Origin of the sequence: Pseudomonas sp. Marseille-Q1929, from assembly GCF_017316265.1 — a bacterium.
In the GTDB taxonomy this organism is placed as follows: domain Bacteria; phylum Pseudomonadota; class Gammaproteobacteria; order Pseudomonadales; family Pseudomonadaceae; genus Aquipseudomonas.
The window spans coordinates 31,786-45,493 of sequence record NZ_JAFLWU010000040.1; the positions used below are offsets into that span (position 1 = coordinate 31,786).

15 protein-coding genes, 3 tRNA genes and 1 pseudogene are annotated in these 13,708 nt (G+C 58.4%); 12 read left to right on the forward strand and 7 right to left on the reverse strand.

Annotated elements, in window-relative coordinates:
* Positions 1–54 precede the first annotated feature (54 nt).
* The 3 genes from J1G37_RS26750 to mgtE all read left to right on the forward strand — a co-directional run bounded on the left by J1G37_RS26750 (position 55) and on the right by mgtE (position 2,072).
* Positions 55–131, forward strand: a tRNA-Arg gene (locus tag J1G37_RS26750).
* Positions 132–203: 72 nt separating this feature from the next.
* Positions 204–280, forward strand: a tRNA-Arg gene (locus tag J1G37_RS26755).
* Positions 281–629: 349 nt separating this feature from the next.
* Positions 630–2,072, forward strand: a complete 1,443-nt coding sequence (gene mgtE, locus J1G37_RS26760; RefSeq protein WP_017738211.1) for a magnesium transporter — start codon at positions 630–632, stop codon at positions 2,070–2,072.
* Between the two features lie 102 nt (positions 2,073–2,174).
* Here mgtE and J1G37_RS26765 read toward each other — a convergent pair whose 3' ends face one another.
* The 3 genes from J1G37_RS26765 to J1G37_RS26775 form a co-directional block, all read right to left on the reverse strand.
* Positions 2,175–2,501 carry an Arc family DNA-binding protein gene (locus J1G37_RS26765; RefSeq protein WP_003193592.1) on the reverse strand — a complete coding sequence of 109 codons (327 nt, stop codon included), beginning with the start codon at positions 2,499–2,501 and terminating at the stop codon, positions 2,175–2,177.
* 391 nt (positions 2,502–2,892) lie between these two features.
* Complete coding sequence (locus J1G37_RS26770) at positions 2,893–3,072, reverse strand: PA3371 family protein (protein ID WP_207046561.1); 180 nt, start codon at positions 3,070–3,072, stop codon at positions 2,893–2,895.
* Between the two features lie 10 nt (positions 3,073–3,082).
* Entirely contained in the window at positions 3,083–3,310 is a 228-nt protein-coding gene (locus J1G37_RS26775) for a hypothetical protein (protein ID WP_207046564.1), read from the reverse strand.
* A gap of 325 nt (positions 3,311–3,635) precedes the next feature.
* Here J1G37_RS26775 and J1G37_RS26780 point away from each other — a divergent pair.
* Together J1G37_RS26780 and J1G37_RS26785 are read left to right on the forward strand one after the other, a co-directional pair.
* Positions 3,636–3,712: transfer RNA gene (locus tag J1G37_RS26780), tRNA-Arg, on the forward strand.
* 267 nt (positions 3,713–3,979) lie between these two features.
* Positions 3,980–5,368 carry an MFS transporter gene (locus J1G37_RS26785; protein WP_124528203.1) on the forward strand — a complete coding sequence of 463 codons (1,389 nt, stop codon included), beginning with the start codon at positions 3,980–3,982 and terminating at the stop codon, positions 5,366–5,368.
* 63 nt (positions 5,369–5,431) lie between these two features.
* Here the strand turns inward: J1G37_RS26785 and J1G37_RS26790 are convergent, their stop codons facing one another.
* From J1G37_RS26790 to flgA, 4 genes are all read right to left on the reverse strand, one after another.
* Entirely contained in the window at positions 5,432–6,181 is a 750-nt protein-coding gene (locus J1G37_RS26790) for a flagellar brake protein (protein ID WP_207046565.1), read from the reverse strand.
* A 96-nt stretch (positions 6,182–6,277) separates the two neighbouring features.
* Positions 6,278–6,748: a flagellar protein FlgN gene (locus J1G37_RS26795; RefSeq protein ID WP_207046567.1), complete on the reverse strand. Its 471-nt coding sequence runs from the start codon at positions 6,746–6,748 to the stop codon at positions 6,278–6,280.
* A 48-nt stretch (positions 6,749–6,796) separates the two neighbouring features.
* Positions 6,797–7,120 carry a flagellar biosynthesis anti-sigma factor FlgM gene (gene flgM / locus J1G37_RS26800; RefSeq protein ID WP_017738197.1) on the reverse strand — a complete coding sequence of 108 codons (324 nt, stop codon included), beginning with the start codon at positions 7,118–7,120 and terminating at the stop codon, positions 6,797–6,799.
* A gap of 142 nt (positions 7,121–7,262) precedes the next feature.
* Positions 7,263–8,027: a flagellar basal body P-ring formation chaperone FlgA gene (flgA, locus tag J1G37_RS26805; protein WP_207046569.1), complete on the reverse strand. Its 765-nt coding sequence runs from the start codon at positions 8,025–8,027 to the stop codon at positions 7,263–7,265.
* A 94-nt stretch (positions 8,028–8,121) separates the two neighbouring features.
* Between flgA and J1G37_RS26810 the strand changes: the two genes are divergently transcribed.
* The 7 genes and pseudogenes from J1G37_RS26810 to J1G37_RS26840 all read left to right on the forward strand — a co-directional run.
* Positions 8,122–9,054 carry a chemotaxis protein CheV gene (locus tag J1G37_RS26810; protein ID WP_026136978.1) on the forward strand — a complete coding sequence of 311 codons (933 nt, stop codon included), beginning with the start codon at positions 8,122–8,124 and terminating at the stop codon, positions 9,052–9,054.
* Between the two features lie 42 nt (positions 9,055–9,096).
* Positions 9,097–9,924 (forward strand): protein-glutamate O-methyltransferase CheR, encoded by an 828-nt coding sequence (gene cheR, locus J1G37_RS26815; protein ID WP_016979774.1) that lies wholly within the window; start codon positions 9,097–9,099, stop codon positions 9,922–9,924.
* Positions 9,925–10,232: 308 nt separating this feature from the next.
* The gene (gene flgB, locus J1G37_RS26820; RefSeq protein ID WP_017529461.1) at positions 10,233–10,640 is read left to right on the forward strand and encodes a flagellar basal body rod protein FlgB; all 408 of its coding nucleotides are present in this window, start codon (positions 10,233–10,235) and stop codon (positions 10,638–10,640) included.
* A 3-nt stretch (positions 10,641–10,643) separates the two neighbouring features.
* Complete coding sequence (gene flgC, locus J1G37_RS26825; RefSeq protein ID WP_124528208.1) at positions 10,644–11,087, forward strand: flagellar basal body rod protein FlgC; 444 nt, start codon at positions 10,644–10,646, stop codon at positions 11,085–11,087.
* Positions 11,088–11,103: 16 nt separating this feature from the next.
* On the forward strand, positions 11,104–11,823 hold the full coding sequence (gene flgD / locus J1G37_RS26830; protein ID WP_017738192.1) for a flagellar hook assembly protein FlgD: 720 nt from the start codon (positions 11,104–11,106) through the stop codon (positions 11,821–11,823).
* 31 nt (positions 11,824–11,854) lie between these two features.
* Positions 11,855–13,171, forward strand: a complete 1,317-nt coding sequence (gene flgE / locus J1G37_RS26835; protein WP_207046571.1) for a flagellar hook protein FlgE — start codon at positions 11,855–11,857, stop codon at positions 13,169–13,171.
* A 145-nt stretch (positions 13,172–13,316) separates the two neighbouring features.
* Positions 13,317–13,708 (forward strand): annotated as a pseudogene (locus J1G37_RS26840) (hypothetical protein); the annotation flags it as partial.

The following is a 13,708-nucleotide window of genomic DNA, read 5'->3' on the forward strand; positions in this document are numbered from 1 at the left end:
CGAAAAAATAGCTTTACATAGAGATTGAACGGCCTATAATGCGCGGCAACAAATGCACTCGTAGCTCAGCTGGATAGAGTACTCGGCTACGAACCGAGCGGTCACAGGTTCGAATCCTGTCGAGTGCACCATTTAAGAGTCAGTTGCAGCAATGCAGGTGACTTGGCTCCAACCAGTTGTGATCTGGTCTAAAAACACAATCTGCACTCGTAGCTCAGCTGGATAGAGTACTCGGCTACGAACCGAGCGGTCACAGGTTCGAATCCTGTCGAGTGCACCATACAAACAAAAAGCCCGCCTAGTGCGGGCTTTTTGCCGTCTGGGGTTTGAGTAGGATTTATCCCAGGTTTTATCTTTTCTCCTACGTCATGTGTTTTCCTTTCGGGCTGCGTCGTCGCAGTTCATAGATCCAGCCGTTGCTCAGCTTTTGCTCGCAAGCGCTTGTTCTTTCCAGTTTTTTGACGTTTAAAGCGGTCGGGCGGTGTATCATTGCGCCCGTCAGCCCCGCCGGGGCTTGTGGAATACCTCCATGGACTTACCCAGTAGTTACTCAGTACCCCGTTTTACCAATCATGAATTGACTGATTGATCCTTCCGGCGTGCCCCGCTGCTGGGAGTGGAGTTCGCCTATGACCGAAGTAGAAGTAAAGAAAACACAAGAAAGCCTGCAGGATCGCCTGGCTCAAGTCATCGAGCTGCTGCAGCGCCAGCGCGTGGTCGAAGATCTCACGCATCGCCAGGAAGGTCCGAACCACGACCGCGTCGAAAACCTGGTTCACCGGCAAAACCTCGTCGAGCTGCAGCGCAAGCTTGATGACCTGCACTCCGCCGACGTCGCCTATATTCTCGAAGCCTTGCCGCTGGATGATCGACTGACCCTCTGGCAGTTGGTCAAGGCTGACCGTGACGGCGACATCCTCCTCGAAGTATCCGACTCGGTGCGTGAAACCCTGATCGCCGACATGGACGATCACGAGCTCCTGGCTGCGGCCAAGGAGATGGATGCCGACGAACTCGCTGACTTGGCCCCCGAGCTGCCGCGTGACGTCGTGCATGAGCTGATGGAAGCCCTCGATGGCCAGCAGCGTGAGCGAGTGCGCTCCGCGCTGTCCTATGACGAGGACCAGGTCGGCGCCCTGATGGACTTCGAGATGGTCACCATCCGCGAAGACGTCAGCCTGGAAGTGGTATTGCGTTACCTGCGTCGCCTCAAAGAGCTGCCAGGCCACACCGACAAACTGTTCGTGGTGGATTACGAAGGCATCCTCAAGGGCGTGCTGCCGATCAAGCGTTTGCTGGTCAATGACCCGGACAAGAAAGTTGCGGATCTGATGGCCAGCGATACGGTGAGTTTTCACCCGGACGAAGATGCCTATGAAGCGGCGCAGGCGTTTGAGCGTTATGACTTGATCTCGGCCCCGGTGGTCGACAAGAACGGCAAGTTGATTGGCCGTTTGACCATCGATGAAATGGTCGACCTGATTCGTGAAGAAAGTGAGACTGAAGTCCTCAACATGGCGGGTCTGCGTGAAGAGGAAGATATTTTTGCCTCGGTCTGGCGCTCGCTGCAAAACCGTTGGGCCTGGTTGGCCGTCAACCTGATCACCGCCTTTATCGCTTCGCGGGTGATTGGCTTGTTCGAGGGGTCTATCGAGAAGTTGGTGGCGCTCGCTGCACTGATGCCGATTGTGGCCGGGATCGGCGGCAACTCGGGTAACCAGACGATCACGATGATTGTGCGCGCCATGGCGCTGGACCAGGTGAGTACCGCCAATTCATCTCGCCTGCTGCGCAAGGAGCTGGCGGTGGGCCTGATTAACGGCCTGGTGTGGGGTGGGGTGATCGGTGTGGTGGCTTACTTGCTGTACGGCAGTTGGTCGCTCGGCGTCGTGATGACGGCCGCCATGACCCTCAACCTGCTGCTGGCGGCGCTGATGGGGGTGTTGATCCCCATGACCCTGGCGCGCCTTGGGCGCGACCCTGCCATGGGCGCCAGCGTGATGATCACCGCGATGACCGACAGCGGCGGTTTCTTCATCTTCCTGGGGCTGGCAACAATCTTCCTGCTCTGATCCTGTCCTGAGGGGGCAACTCTGCCCCCTTGTTGCATCCCCTTTCCAAATTCCACGCAAAAAAAAGCCAGCATATAGCTGGCTTCGGCTTTCAGTCGTCTATCAATTGGCTTCTGCGGCCGCCTCAACGTCGTGCGCGATAAGCGAGACGAGAGCATTTTGCTGGCGGTGGGAGAGCTGACGAAAACGCTGCAGCAGTTCACGTTCGTGCAGCGACAGCTCGGGGCTGTCCAGGCGCATGCTCAACTCTTCGCCCAACGCACCTTCCTGAATAAGGCTTTGCTCCAGGCGCGCGATGATTTCGGAGTTCATGCTGCGGTGATGATTGCGAGCCACCTCGGCAATGCGTTCCCGCATTCCGTCTGGCAGACGTACGACGAACTTGTCAGCCGTACGGCTGGAATAAATTGCCTGTTTCAATGGGCGCATATATTTAACCGGTTAGTTCAGGGGAGCGGTTTTTGGAATTGGCCGCAAGCGATGAGAGTTAAGACAAGGCTCACGACCAAAGTTCAACCTGAATTGCAAAGAGGCCGCATCATGCCTCAGATTTGCCAGTTCCTTGGCGTCAATTCTGTGACAAATATTGAACTGCCTAAAGGCTTAATGCCAGCACTGATTTGCTTTTTTGCGGACTGGTTGGAAAACTTTTTGACGAAAAACTTCATCCAGCAATTTTCGCCCACACCCCGGCCGCAAAAGGGCTGAAGGGCGCACATCGTATAGCAATGTGGCCTTTTGCCCTTGATTTTAAGACTAGTGGCAATCTGCCGATTTACTAGCGCGAGGCGACATAAGGTAGGCGGTGGGAAGGGGCAGCTCAGCGCAACACGGGGTCGAATTTGATCCGCCGGCCGACGATGAGCGTCAGCAAGAGAAGGCTCGCAAACACACCGCTGGCAATGAAAGAGGTGGTTTGCTCGTCCTGGGCGTTGACGTTGAGTCCCAGAATGACAGCAGCCAAGGTCAGGCAAAGGAACAGCCAGGCAGGTTTGCTCATGGGTACGGCCTCAGAAAACCCAGTGTTCGGAGGAGGGTGCTGCTTGAGTGCCCTGTGTCAGGTGGATGTCGGATTGTGGCTTGGCGGTCATCACGGCCAGTTGCGGGCGCTGTTGCAAGTGATGCGGCACGGGTTGGTGGAGCTGCGCGGTGTCTTCGCTGTTGCCCGATTGGAAGTGGAACATCACCAATGCGGCCAGGGCCACGGTATTGAGAGCTAGCAGAAGCGCGCTGTTCATGATCATGTTCTCCGTGGATGGCGTGGCCAAATGGGTGTTGTAGGAGAAGTATTGCAGAACCCGTGCCAATGTTTTATCTCAATAAAATCAATGGTTTATATGATGTTTGAAGGCGTGTTTAATTGCAATTTGCAATGATGGCATTTTGGGGGAGTGCATTTTGCACGATGACGCCAAGTGCCCGGATTTGCTGGGGCAGGCCGTAGTTGCCGAGGCAGGCAGCGGCCTACACTCAAAAAGCCTACGGACGACATGACAAAACCCACCTCGGCCGTTAACATGCACGCCGTCCGTCGCACCGCCCCTGGCGCAGTCACGGCCATTTGTCCCAGTAGCTCAATTGGATAGAGCATCCCCCTCCTAAGGGGAAGGTTGGCCGTTCGAACCGGCCCTGGGACACCAGATCCAAAGCCCCGTACAGATCACTCTGGCGGGGCTTTTTTGTGGGCGTTCGGCAAAGAAGCGGCGAACCTTGCTGCGGTTCTGGGTTCACAGCAGGTGCCCGGCTTATTTATCGCGATCTGTGTATCTGACATGCAGCCGGGCAGCGTCTGACGGTTAAGCAAAATAATCCCCGGAAACAGTATGTGCCGCCTGTCCGGACCCGTCACCCAGGACTATCATGCCGATAGCCCTGTCCCTCACTGCAAGGAGCCGCTCGGAACGCCGATGCGCCAGATCTGGAAATCTTTTCGAGCCCTTTATTTCGCCTCCTTGATGATGCTGATCGGCTCCGGCCTGCTCAGTACCTACCTGGCCTTGCGCCTGGCGGCCGACCATGTGGACAGCCTGTGGGTCGGTGCGCTGATGGCGGCCAACTATTTTGGCCTGGTGCTGGGCGGCAAGATCGGGCATCGCCTGATCGCCCGGGTCGGGCATATCCGTGCGTATGCCACGTGTGCCGGGATTGTCGGTGCGGCGGTGCTGGGGCACGGGCTGATCGACTGGCTGCCAGCCTGGATTGTGCTGCGGATCATTGTCGGCCTGGGGATGATGTGCCAATACATGGTCATCGAGAGCTGGCTCAATGAGCAGGCGGACGCCAAGCAGCGCGGTGTGGTGTTCAGCGGCTACATGATCGCGTCCTACCTGGGGCTGGTGCTCGGCCAGTTGATCCTGGTGATGCATCCCCAGCTCGGTCTTGAATTGCTGATGCTGGTCGCGCTGTGCTTTGCCCTGTGCCTGGTGCCAGTGGCCATGACCCGGCGGATTCACCCGGCGCCGTTGCATCCTGCACCGATGGAGCCGCGTTTCTTTATCAAGCGGGTGCCGCAGTCGCTGAGCACGGTGCTGGGCGCGGGTCTGATCGTCGGTTCGTTCTACGGCCTGGCGCCGCTTTACGCGTCCCAGCAAGGCTTGACGACCGAGCAGGTCGGTCTGTTCATGGGCTCGTGCATTTTTGCCGGCCTGCTGGTGCAGTGGCCGCTGGGTTGGTTGTCTGACCGTTATGACCGGGCCTTGTTGATTCGCTGTTTTGCCTTGTGCCTGGCGGTCGCCGCGTTGCCATTGGCGATCATGACGCAGGTGCCGCTGGAGGTGCTGTTTGTGGCGGGCTTCCTGTGTTCGCTGGTGCAGTTCTGCCTTTACCCGTTGGCCGTGGCGTTTTCCAATGACCATGTTGAGGGTGACCGCCGCGTGTCGCTGACCGCCATGTTGCTGGTGACCTATGGCGTCGGTGCCAGTATCGGACCGCTGTTGGCCGGCGTGGTGATGAAGCTCTTCGGTAGTCAGATGCTCTACGCGTTCTTCAGTTTGTGTGCGCTGATCCTGGTGTGGCGCATCCGACCTAAGGCGGTGACGAATCTGCATCAGGTGGACGATGCGCCGCTGCATCACGTGGCGATGCCCGACAGCATGTCCAGCTCGCCGCTGGTGGCTGCGCTGGATCCGCGGGTCGATGAGCAGGTGGTGCAGGAGCAGATGCAGACCGCTGTGCCGGAAGAGCCTGAGCCTGAAGACGGGCCGCAGCCACCGGCGGATGAGCCCGCATTCGAAGGGCCGCCGGAGCCCCTGGGCCCGGAAGAGCACCCCCATGACCTGAGCAGGGCGCGCCCCTGAATGCAAAAACGGGCAGATCCCATGAGGATCTGCCCGTTTTTTTTTTGCGGTGTACTTTAAGGCTTAAAAGTCGTCGTCTTTGTCAAAGCGCCGCGCTTCGCGTTGCAGCTGGTACACAAAGCGCTCGACCTGGCGTTGCACCAACCCACTCATGTTGTGGAAACGCACGCCGGCAAAGGTGGTGTTGATCTTTTCTTCGAAGTGCAGGTAACGCAGTTCGACGGAGGTGGTCATGCTGCCGAAGGGCAGGGCGGCGATAAAGCGATCGTAGACCTGGCCCAGTTGCAGGCGGTCGGAGATGTCACCTTCAAAACGCAGTTTGCAGCCGGTGGCGGAGATGTCCAGCAGCTTGCCGCTGACCGGCGCCTTGAGTTTCTCGCCGCCCAGCTCGATGTTCACCAGTTGTGCCAGCTTCAGTGCGGCGCGAAAGGCATTGCGGCGCTGATGGTAGACCACCTCGTCCGGCATGCTGCCGGTGTAGATACGGTGGCCATCTTTTTCGCTGACGGTGTAGGTGCCGTTGCTTTCCCACGCGACGCGCACGCCTTCGTGGAAGCCTTCGATACGAAACGGTTCGCCGCTTTCCAGGAAGCGCTCGCCATCGCGCGGGATCATTTCGTCCAGTGCCAGGGTCTTGCTGTCCCGGTCGACGTCCACCAGGTAGCTTTGGAAGCGTTGGCTGCGTTCGTGGAAGGTAATGATCAGCGGGTCGTGGCTTTCTTGCAGCATCCGCAGGGTGCCGACAATTTCCAGAGGTGTAGTGAGTACCTTGGGTGGCTGCGGTGCATCTTCCGCATTAAGGGCGTTGAACACGGTTCTTCCATCTCCAGACAAAATACGACTACACGCAAGAACCGGCATTTTGCCAGCATGTAGCGCGCCTTGGATAGGGCGCGCTGTAAACCGGCGTCAGGCTTGGCTGCGGGTGCCTGGCTTGACCAGGCGTGAGGTGGAGCCTTGGGCGTTATACAGGGCCGGAGGCTCGCCGCCATGGAGTATACGCAACTGGTTGGCGGTGGTGGCTTGCTGCAATTGGATCGACTGGCCGTTGAGCAGGTTGGCTTCCTGGCATTGGCTGAGCAAGTGATTGAGTGCTTCGCTCTGCGCCAGCAGCTCGTCGCCGACGGAGGAATGGCTGGCGAGTTGGGCAAGGCCGTCGTGATCGGTTGGCAGGCCGAGGCTGGCCAGGATCTGGCTGCGCCTCTTGCCATGCTGTTCGAGGAGCACGATGAGCGACTGTTTGCGCGCCAGGATTTCTTCCAGCAAGCGCATATCCCGGCCGTAGAGGGCCAGGGATTCTTCTTTGAGCAGCTCGAGCAATTGTTGCGTCGGCGCCAGATCATCAATGATCAGTTGAAGCAGGGTTTCGTCGTGGTGCATGGCTGGCCTTGGGTTTTAAGCGTCCAAAAGCCCGGCGCAGGCCTTTGCCTAGCGCTCGGCTTCGAAGTTGAGCAGCTTGCTGGCTACACGGTTGCTGTCGACTTTGTAGCTGCCATCGGCGATTGCCTGTTTCAACTCGGCCACACGGGCGCTGTTGACTACCGGTTGATCGCGCAGCGAGTCAGTGACCTTCTGCAACTGTTGAGCCTCATTGCTCAGGTGTACGGATTCCCCGCTTTGGCTCGCGCCGGCCTGTTCTGCCTTGGCGGGCAGTGGCTGGGACTTGGCTTCTACGCTGTCCTTGGCACCGGTGGTGCGCGTGGAGCCGGGCAATGCCTGGGAATTATTTAAACGGCTGAAATCGATGACCATGATAAAAAAACCTCTGGGTATTTGGACGCTTGCCATGTTTTCGGCCATACCCGGACAAACTTTAGGCTCGATTGACAATAAACCTGCATGCGCACACGTCTGGTACACAGTGTAGGAAAAGCTGGCGCCTGATACCAGTTCTCTATAAAGCCACCTCGACCTGGCCGGGTGCCGTCACCCGTGCCTTGATCACGCGGTTGGAATTGAGGTTCTTGACCCTGATCTGTTCACTCATGCCGCCATTGGACAGCGCTTCCCCCGGCATTTTTACCTGCAAGGCACCGCTGCTGGCGGAAATCACCACCTGGTCGCCCTTGCGAATGACCTCGGCCTGTTCCAGGTGCACCAGCGTGATGACCTGATCGGTGACCACTGGTCGGGTCAATTTTTGCCCGACGGCCTGATCCACCGAGGTGAGATAGCCCTGGCTGATCAGGCTGATATCGCGCTCACGCAGCACAACATCGTCGAAACCGATGATGCCGGTGCGCTTCAGCGGCCGCGCCACCACCACCACATCGCGGAACAGCTTGACCTGCGCCGGCACGAACACCGTCCACGGCGCAGCGCCCTCGCAGCGTACTTTTACGGTCACGCGGCCAATCGGCTGGGCGGGACTTTCAAGGGTGGCTGTCAATTCCTTGTCGCACATTGGCATGCGCAGGCGCGGGTCGAGTTGGTTGACCTGGATTTCATAACGTCCGGGCGTCTGGGTGGTCGCCAGATAATCTTCTACAGTGAACTCAAGAAACCCTTGGGTGACGCCGATAAGTAGATCAGGCAAGGTGACGTTGTCCGCGCGGGCCGTGGTGCCCAAGCCCAAGGCAAGCAGCGCCAGCGGTACGCAAAACAAGCGGCAATACCGTGTCAGGTCAAGGTGTCGGGAAACTGTCGTTTTAATATCCATGACCAATAAATAGCAAAGCTCGTGCCGTTTAGTGTTGGGTGCGCGTCACTGCCCTTATAGGTATGGCCAAAGGTTTTAGCGTGGGAGTCAAGGCATGGCAGGAGTAATGGATTCAGTAAACCAGCGCACACAGCTGGTAGGGCAGAATCGCCTGGAGTTGTTGCTTTTTCGCCTGGATGGCAAACAGCTGTACGGCATCAACGTGTTCAAGGTGCGGGAAGTGCTGCAGTGCCCCAAGCTGACGATCATGCCCAAGTCCAGCCCGGTGGTGTGTGGCGTGGCCAACATCCGTGGCGCGACCATTCCGATCCTTGACCTGTCCCTGGCCACGGGCTCGGCAGGTTTGCAGGACCGCGAAAACCCTTTCGTGATCATCACCGAGTACAACACCAAGACCCAGGGTTTCCTGGTGCGCTCGGTGGAGCGCATCGTCAACATGAACTGGGAAGAGATCCATCCGCCGCCCAAGGGCACCGGCCGCGATCACTACCTCACGGCGGTGACGCGGGTGGACAATCAGTTGGTGGAAATCATCGACGTGGAGAAGATCCTCGCCGAAGTGGCGCCCACCTCGGAAGCGATTTCCGTCGGTGTGGTCGACGCCGAGACGGCGCACAAGGCGATTTCGCTGCGCGTGCTGACGGTGGATGACTCCTCGGTGGCGCGCAAGCAGGTGACCCGTTGCCTGCAAACCGTCGGCGTAGACGTGGTGGCCCTCAATGATGGGCGTCAGGCGCTGGACTACCTGCGCAAATTGGTCGATGAAGGCAAGAAACCGGAAGAAGAATTCTTGATGATGATTTCCGACATCGAGATGCCGGAAATGGACGGATACACCCTCACGGCCGAGATACGCAACGATCCACGCATGCAAAAATTGCATATCATCCTGCATACTTCATTGTCGGGCGTATTCAACCAGGCGATGGTCAAGAAGGTCGGTGCTGATGACTTCCTGGCCAAATTCCGTCCGGATGACCTGGCAAACCGGGTTGTCGACCGGATCAAGGCAGCAGATCACGGCTAGGGGATTTCCCCTGGCGGTCACACGATTTAAGAGGCGGTATCATTGTCTACGGGTAATTTGGATTTCGAACAGTTCCGGGTCTTCCTGGAAAAAGCCTGTGGCATATTGCTCGGTGAAAACAAGCAGTACCTGGTATCCAGCCGTCTCAACAAGCTGATGGAACAGCAGGGCATCAAGTCGTTGGGCGAGCTGGTGCAGCGTATCCAGGGGCAGCCGCGCAGCGGGCTCAAGGAAATGGTGGTCGATGCCATGACCACCAACGAAACCCTGTGGTTTCGTGACACCTACCCGTTTGAAGTGCTCAAGAGCAAAGTGCTGCCGGAAGCCATCAAGGCCAGCCCGGGCCAGCGCTTGCGCATCTGGTCGGCGGCCTGCTCCTCGGGGCAGGAACCGTATTCGATCTCGATGTCCATCGATGAGTTCGAGCGGACCAACATGGGCCAACTGAAGGCCGGTGCGCAGATTGTTGCCACCGACCTGTCCGGCACCATGCTCACCAACTGCAAGACCGGCGAGTACGACAGCCTGGCCTTGGGCCGGGGTTTGTCCCAGGAGCGCCTGCAACGTTACTTTGACCCGAAAGGGGCGGGGCGTTGGGCGGTCAAGGCGCCGATCAAGAGCCGCGTGGAGTTTCGCTCGTTCAACCTGCTCGACAGCTACGCCAGCCTGGGCAAGTTCGACATGGTGTTCTGCCGCAACGTGCTGATCTACTTCTCGGCCGAAGTGAAGAAAGACATCCTGTTGCGCATCCATGGCACCCTCAAGCGGGGTGGCTATCTGTTCCTCGGTGCTTCCGAAGCGCTGAACGGTTTGCCGGATCATTACCAGATGGTGCAGTGCAGCCCGGGCATCATTTACCAGGCTAAGTAAGTCGTACACGGTAAAAAATGTGGGAGCGGGCTTGCTCGCGAAAGCGCAGTGTCAGTCGATGCATGTATCAACTGACAGACTGCATTCGCGAGCAAGCCCGCTCCCACATTTGTTTTGCGGCAAGCCTTTCAATAGCGGCAACCCGGATTGCCGCTTTACTGGCGCTACGCGGAAACCGCTTGCCGCTTTTCTGGCATTGCCATCGGCAATCTGCCCTCAAACCCTTCAAATACGGGCTCTGCAAAAACTGGCACACACCTTGCTATAACCCTGTCAACGAACAGCAGGTCAGCCTAAAGGTTTCCGCCATGAGCATCAGCTTCGATAAAGCGCTCGGTATCCACGAACAAGCCCTGGGCTTCCGCGCCCAGCGTGCCGAAGTCCTGGCCAACAACATTGCCAACGCCGATACCCCGAACTACAAGGCTCGGGACCTGGACTTCTCCGCCGTGCTCGCTGCACAGCAGGACAAGACCAAGAACGGCACCTTCGCCTTGAACATGACCAACAACCGTCATATCGAAGCGCAAGGCCTGAGCAGTGGGGACGAGTCGCTGCTGTATCGCACGCCGATGCAGCCGTCGATCGACCAGAACACCGTCGACGCCCAGCTGGAGCAATCGGCTTACGCCGAGAACTCGGTGAACTTCCAGGCCAGCTTTACCCTGCTCAACAGCAAATTCAAAGGGCTGATGTCAGCCCTGCGTGGAGAGTAAGCCATGTCCCTGTCCAGTGTTTTCAATATTGCCGGTAGTGGCATGAGCGCCCAGACCACGCGTCTGAACACCGTCGCCAGTAACATCGCCAACGCCGAAACCGTGTCGTCGAGCATCGACCAGACCTACCGCGCCCGTCACCCGGTGTTCGCCACCATGTTCCAGGGCGGCCAGAGCGGTGGCAGCGATTCGCTGTTCCAGGACCAGGGCAATGCCGGTTCCGGCGTGCAGGTGCTGGGCGTGGTTGAAGACCAGAGCAATCTGGAAGCCCGCTACGAGCCTAACCACCCCGCCGCGAACGAAAAGGGTTACGTCTACTACCCCAACGTCAACGTGGTCGAGGAAATGGCTGACATGATTTCCGCCAGTCGCTCGTTCCAGACCAACGCGGAAATGATGAACACCGCCAAAGCCATGATGCAGAAGGTCCTGACCCTGGGTCAGTGATAAGGGGCGCCAAATAATGGCCATTGTTGATACCACTACCAACACGGCGGTCCAGGACCTTTTCAACACCAAGGTCAAGACCGCAACAAACAATGTCGCGAGCACCGCTACTGCTGCCACGGGCAACCAGTCCCTGGGCAAGGATGCGTTCCTGCAACTGCTGGTCACCCAGCTGAAGAACCAGAACCCGCTGTCGCCCCAGGACAACGGCGCGTTCGTCGCCCAATTGGCGCAATTCAGCAGCCTGGAAGGCATCAACACCCTGAACGACTCGGTGAATGCGATCTCCAGCAACTTCAGCTCGTCGCAAGCGTTGCAAGCGTCGTCGCTGGTGGGGCGTTCGATCATCACCCAGACCGACAAGGCCCTGGTGGATACGAGCAAGAGCATGACCGGTTCCGTCGCCGTTACGTCGGCGGTGGGCAATGTCTCGGTGAAGATCACCGACAAAGACGGCAACGTGGTCCGCACCGTCGATATGGGCGCGCAGAGCGCCGGTACGGCCGACTTTATCTGGGATGGCAAGAACGACAAGGGTGAGGTTGCCGCAGCGGGCACTTACACCTTTACCGCCACTACCAAGAATGACAAAGGCGACGCGGTTGTCCTGGCGACTTCCCTGCCAGCCACCGTCACCAGCGTGACATTGAGCAAGACCGGCGGCGAAATGCTGCTGAACCTTGCCGGCGGCATGGGCAGCGTCAAGCTGTCGCAAATTCAGACTATCGGTACATAGAGCCGGCTAAATACGGCAGAGGGAGAGAAACATGTCTTTTAACATCGGCCTTAGCGGCCTCTATGCGGCCAACAAACAACTGGACGTGACCGGCAACAACATCGCCAACGTCGCGACCACTGGCTTCAAATCGTCGCGTGCGGAATTCGCGGACATCTACGCCGCGTCCAAGCTCGGCACCGGCCAGAACACCATCGGCAACGGTGTGAACCTGGCGGCAGTGTCCCAGCAGTTCACCCAGGGTGAAGTGAACGCCAGCGGCGGCATCCTGGACATGGCGATCCAGGGTGGCGGTTTCTTCGTGCAGAAGGGCAGCGACGGTTCGCTGGAATACACCCGTAGCGGTGCCTTCCGTGCCGACAAAGACGGCTACATCACCAACAACACCGGCACCTCGCGCCTGCAAGGTTATGCGGCCGACGAGAATGGCAAGATCACCAAGGGTGGCCTGGTCGACCTGCAACTGAACCTGGCCAACCTGCCGCCAAAGGCGTCCACCAAAGTGGACTCCAGCAGCAACCTGAACTCCTCGGAGCCGGTCATCGATCAGAGCAAGAAGCCGTTTGATCCGCTGAAGACCGATACTTTCACCACGTCCTACAGCACCACGCTGTACGACTCACAGGGCAACGCCCACCCGATGGTGCAGTACGTGGTGAAGACCGACGCCAACGAATGGCAGTCGTACACCTTGATCGATGGCCGCAACCCTGACGGCACGCCGCCTACTGGCACAGCTCCGGACATGAAAGCGCCTGTGCCTTCGACGTTGACCTTCGACGGTGCCGGTAACCTCAAGAGCATCGTGACCGGCGGTGTGGCTGGCACGACCTTGACCATCAAGGATTGGGTGCCAGGTACGGTGACCGATGGCGTATGGAAGGCCAATGACGCGACGGCGAACAAGGACGGCATTGCGATCAACATGTCCAACGTCACCCAATACAACTCGGCCACCTACCGTAACCCGCCGGTCACCGATGGCTACGCCACCGGCCAGATCACCGGCCTGAAAGTCGACGGTAACGGCGTGCTGTTCGCCACCTTCAGCAACCAGCAGAGCAAGGCCATCGGCCAGATCTCCCTAGCCAGCTTCAACAACGAACAGGGCCTGCAACCTGCCGGCGGCACCACCTGGAGAGAGACGTTCGCGTCGGGTCAGCCGGGCTATGACTCCCCGCAAGCTGGCACCCTGGGTTCGATCGTGGCCGGCTCCCTGGAGAACTCCAACGTCAACCTGACCAACGAGCTGGTGGACTTGATCAAGGCCCAGAGCAACTACCAGGCGAACGCCAAGACCATCTCCACCCAGAGCACCATCATGCAGACCATCATTCAGATGACCTGATGCCAAGGCGCTGTACCCGTGATTAAAAACCCCTCGAACGAGGGGTTTTTTTTGCCTTACAAATAGGCGCGGAACGCCCTGCGCCCCCTGCGCCACCCAAAAGTCCGTAAGCCGTTGAGCTCTGAATTATTGGACAGGAGTGGCTATGGACCGTATGTGGGGAAGGGGCGTAAGTGTCGTCGGCCCGCGTTTTGATGCTGCGGGAGCAGGTTTCTACCCGAAGCAGGCAAGTGCAACCGGCGATATCAAGGATGACTCTGCGGAAAAAAAGGACGCGGTTGCAAAACTGCTGAAGGCACTTGATGACGCGCAGGCTACGGGTAAAAACCAGACGGTTCAGGACCTGCGTGACAAGCTCAATGAGATGCGCAAGGAGTTGGGTGACGAGAAGCTAAAGGCGATTCTTGAACAGTTGAGGAGCGAATGGGCCAGTCGATGGCTGGAGCTTTTGAAGCAACTGTTTCCGGACTTGTTTCCGGATGCACCTGCACCTCCTGCTCCAGGGCCGTCGCCCTCGCCCCGTGGAGGTGGAGGTGG